Annotated in this window: 4 protein-coding genes; all 4 read right to left on the bottom strand. The window is 61.9% G+C overall.

Annotation, left to right across the window (positions count from 1 at the left end; genetic code table 11):
* Positions 1-458: CoA-binding protein (locus tag QZ213_RS25255; RefSeq protein ID WP_291688790.1), on the bottom strand; the 458-nt coding region annotated here is incomplete at its 3' end.
* Between the two features lie 150 nt (positions 459-608).
* A complete protein-coding gene (locus QZ213_RS25250) occupies positions 609-1325 on the bottom strand; it encodes a DUF1614 domain-containing protein (RefSeq protein WP_291688789.1) in 717 nt (238 codons plus the stop codon).
* A 408-nt stretch (positions 1326-1733) separates the two neighbouring features.
* The gene (locus QZ213_RS25245; RefSeq protein WP_291688788.1) at positions 1734-2966 is read right to left on the bottom strand and encodes an ABC transporter substrate-binding protein; all 1233 of its coding nucleotides are present in this window, start codon (positions 2964-2966) and stop codon (positions 1734-1736) included.
* 53 nt (positions 2967-3019) lie between these two features.
* Positions 3020-4342, bottom strand: a 1323-nt coding sequence (locus QZ213_RS25240; RefSeq protein ID WP_291688787.1) for a long-chain fatty acid--CoA ligase, incomplete at its 5' end; no start/stop codon positions are given.

Raw genomic sequence — 4342 nt, 5'->3', positions numbered from 1 at the left:
GTGACCGCAAGGCCGGTGTCCCTGATAGCCTCTCGCAATTCCACCGCGAGCTTCTGGCTTTCCTCGTCCTGCAGTTCGCTGAAGCCTGACGTGACGATGGTCGCCGAGCGCGCGCCGGCCGCGGCCGCGTCGCGGATCACCTGAACCGCGAAGCGGGCGGGAACCAGCACCAGCACGTGATCGGGTTTGTCCGGCAGGCTGGCAAAATCCTTGTAGCAGGGCACGCCCCAGATGGTTTCGCGTTTGGAATTGACCGGGTAAAGACCGCCTTCGAACTTGTATTTGACCAGGTTGTTCCAGATGCGCTCGGCGTAATTGCCGGGCTTGTCGGTCGCCCCGACCAGCACGATGTTTCGCGGATGCAGCATCGCATGGATGCTCTTGACGATATCGCTGGCGCCCGGTGCAGGCGACCATTTCTTGGTCGAAACAGACACGGTGCTTACCTGAGCTTCCATAGGCCTAACCCTTAATCCCTTCGCACTTTTCGAACATGAACGACCGGTCGCGATCGTCACGCTCGGCGGCGTTTCATGCCTTATTATGGGGAGTCGGAGAGGGTGGCAACTCGCGCGGCCGGGCATTGTCCGCCATACGGCATTTTCGGCTCACCAGGCCGGTCGCGGACGCGACGGCGAGGCGATGCCGGCCAGCAGGACGGCGAGGATTCCGGTCAGGAATATTCCGTCGAAGGTCCCCGCGCCGCCGATCGAGGCGACCGGCGCGCCGAGGCCGCTGATCTTGTCGAGATTGAGAAGGTCGGCGCCGATCAATGTGCCCATCGAACCGCCGATATAGGCCAGGGGTGCTGCGTATTCGCGCGACAAGAGGAAGGCCAGGATGGCCGTGGTCACCACCGGCGCGAATACCGGGACGGCGATGCCGATGCCGTGCACGGGCGTGGCCATCATATGAATGATGAAGGCGATCAGGGCGGTCGCGATAACAGCCTTCAGCCAGAGCTGATATCGAATGACGAGATAGGTCGACATGAGTGTCGGGATCACCGCGCCGCCGACATTGACGGCGACCACCGTACCGGGCGACGAAACGACGAACGGCACGACATATTGCATGCCGAAGTAGTCGACGATCTGCCCCGACTGCATCGTCGCTCCCGGCAGCACCGCGATCGGAATATTGAAGTAGCTGCCGATCAGCGAACCGAACAGGAGCAGCAGGGCAACGCCCGGACTGACGCCGAGCCGCAAATAGGCATAACGCAGTATGCGAAGCTGGATCAGGATGACCAGCCCGATGAAGAGAAAGACCAGGAACGAAAACAACAGAGGAGTGAGCGGTAAGTAGTGCATTCGAGAACCCATGATCTCGGAAGGCCTGGTCGGGCGTTCCGGCTTTCCTGATTAGTTGGGAAACGTATCAGAAAATCGCAAGGATCCTGGCCAGCAACGCACGGCTATCAGTGCGTTATCAGGCGAACTCGAAAAACCGGAATCGCCCCGAGGGGCGATTTCGCGTTTCGTATGCTCATCGGTGCCGCATGTTCTGCCACCTCTCCCCTTGTGGGAGAGGTCGGATCGCATCGTCAGATGCGATCCGGGTGAGGGGTTGCGCTCCATCGATAGACCTGAACCCCTCACCCCAACCCTCTCCCACTCGAAGTCGGATATATCCGACTTCGACAATTTGATATGCCCAACTCGGGTAAACCCGAGTTGGGTGGGAGAGGGAGCTCACCGTCGTTGCCGAGGCTTCGAACCAAACCAAGGAGACTAGCCCCCAGCCTCGGCGCTGATGATGTCGCCGAACAGCTCCCATCTGCCGCCCTTGAACTGCATCATCTTGAGCTGTTCGATCGGCGCGAAATCGGTGGCCGAGGTGTTGATCTTGATGCCGGGGATCAGCGTATCCGCCGCGAAATCCTTCAGGCCGGCGGCCTGCTTCATGACGTTTTCCCGGGTCAGGTCGTCGCCGGCCTGCTTCAGCACCTGCACCATGGTCTGCGCCGCGGCGTAGCCATAGACCAAGTTGGAATCGGCGATGTTGGCGCCCGGCATGTACTTGTCGATGAAGGTCATGAACTTCTTCATGCCTTCGTCGTCCTTCCACTGCGGGTCGGAGGCGTCCTTGAGATAGCCCGCCGACAGCACGCCCTCGGAAGCCTCGAGGCCGGCCGGCTTCATCACCGAGCCGATCGAGATCGAGACGTCGGTCATGAGGTGCATCGGCTTCCATTCCAGCTCCGCCATCTTCTTGATGGCTTGCGCCGCGAATTTCGGCGTCGAGATGTTGACGAACACGTCGGCGCCGGTGCCCTTCAGCTTGACGATGTGGGAATCGATCGAGGGTTCGGTGGTCTCGTAGCTTTCCTCGGCGATCAGGATCGAGGCGGTCTTGTCGCCGAACACTTCCTTCAGGCCGGCCACGTAGTCCTTGCCGAAATCGTCATTGGCGTAGAACACCGCGACCTTGGCGTTGGGTTTTGTCTTCAGGATGTATTTGGCGAAGATCCGTGCCTCGACGCGGTAGCTCGGCTGGAAGCCCATGGTCCACGGAAAATCCTTCGGGTCGTTCCACTTGCTGGCGCCGGTGGCGAGGAAAAGCTGCGGGACCTTCTTGGCGTTCTGATATTTCTGCACGGCGGTCTGGGTCGGCGTGCCCAGCGCGTTGAACACCAGAAACACCTCGTCGCTCTCGATCAGCTTGCGCACCTGCTCGACCGTTTTCGGCGGGCTGTAGCCGTCGTCGTAACTGACAAAATTGATCTTGCGGCCGTTCACGCCGCCCTGGTCGTTGATCATCCTGAAATAGGCGTCCTCGGTCTTGCCGATGACGCCGTAGGCGGAGGCGGGTCCCGAATAGGCCTCGACATTGCCGATCTTGATTTCGGTGTCGGATGCGCCGGTGTCGTATTTCTTCTGCGCCAGCGCGCCTTGCGTGGTCAGTAACGCGAGCGCGGTCGCGGCGGCAAAGGAGGTCAGCAAGGACAGTTTCTTGTTATGCACGGGAAGAACACCTTTCTTGTATGGAGAGTGACGAGAACGAAACGAGAGAGACGCTACGAAGCGCCGGCTTTGACGTGGTCCGCCGGCGTAGGAGCTGCAAAATTCTTCCGAAGGGTCGGCTTGTGGATCTTGCCGGTGGCGTTGCGTGGCAGGGCGTCGACGAACCGGATGACGTATGGGCGCTTGAAGCGCGCCAGGTTGGCCGCGCAGTGCGCATGGATCTCGGCTTCGGTGAGGCTGTGTCCCGGCTTCACCGCAATGATCGCCATGCCGGTTTCGCCCCATTGCTCGCTGGCGATGCCGATCACCGCGGCCTCCGCGATCGCGGCGATCTGGTGCAGCACGTTCTCGACCTCGGCCGGATAGACGTTCTCGCCGCCGGAGATGTACATGTCCTTCCAGCGGTCGACGATGTAGTAGAAGCCTTCGTCGTCGATCCGCGCCGCGTCGCCGGTGTGCAGCCAGCCGTCGGTGAAGGACGTTGCGTTGGCGTCGGGCCGGTTCCAGTAGCCCGGCGTGATGTTCGGCCCCTTGACCCATAATTCGCCGAGTTCGCCGACTTCGGCGTCAGTGCCGCCGGGCGTCACGATCCGCACTTCCGTGTGCAGCACCGGTTTTCCCGAGGATCCGGCCTTGCGCGCGGCATCCTCCTTGTCGAGCGTCAGCACCGCGGGGCTGGTCTCGGTCATGCCGTAGCCCTGCTGTAGCGCAACGCCGCGCGCCTCCCACACTTTCAACAGCGGCACCGGCATCGGCGCGCCGCCGACGCCGCCGATGACGAGGCGGCTGAAGTCGGCGGTGGCGAACGAAGGATGCTGCGCCATGAACTGGTAGATCGAGGGCACGCCGAAGAACACGTTGATGGCTTGCGCGGGGTCGCTGATCACGGCAAGCGCAAGCCCGGGATCGAACGCGCGCATGATCAGCACGGTGCCGCCGGAATGCAGCACCGGGTTGGTGTAGCAATTGAGCCCGCCGGTGTGGAACAGCGGCAGCACCGTCAGCAGCACCGACGACGGCGAGATATAGGCCGGGCCGCCGAGATTGACGCAATTCCAGAACGTCATGCCGTGGGTGATGATGGCGCCCTTCGGCTGGCCCGTGGTGCCCGAGGTGTACATGATGGTCGAGATGTCATCGAGCGTGACGATCTCGGCTTTGTCGAGCGGTTTTGCACCCGCGATGGCGGCCTCATAGGAGCCGTCAGGTCCGAGCAGCAGCGTCGAGCCGACCTTGCACAGGCTTGCCACCGACAGCGCGACCTCGGCGAGTTCGGAATCATGGATCATCAGCCGGGGCGAGGCATCGCCGACGATGTAGTGCAGCTCGGGAACGGTGAGGCGGGTGTTCAGCGGCAGGAACACGGCGCCGATCCG

The sequence above is a fragment of the Bradyrhizobium sp. genome (genome assembly GCF_017881085.1).
In the GTDB taxonomy this organism is placed as follows: domain Bacteria; phylum Pseudomonadota; class Alphaproteobacteria; order Rhizobiales; family Xanthobacteraceae; genus Bradyrhizobium.
Note: the sequence above shows the minus strand (reverse complement) of the source record. Positions and strands in the feature narration are given on the sequence as shown.

Coding starts and splice junctions, on each gene's coding strand:
- QZ213_RS25250 (WP_291688789.1), bottom strand. CDS start 1,325: ATGGGTTCTCGAATGCACTACTTACCGCTCACTCCTCTGTTGTTTTCG.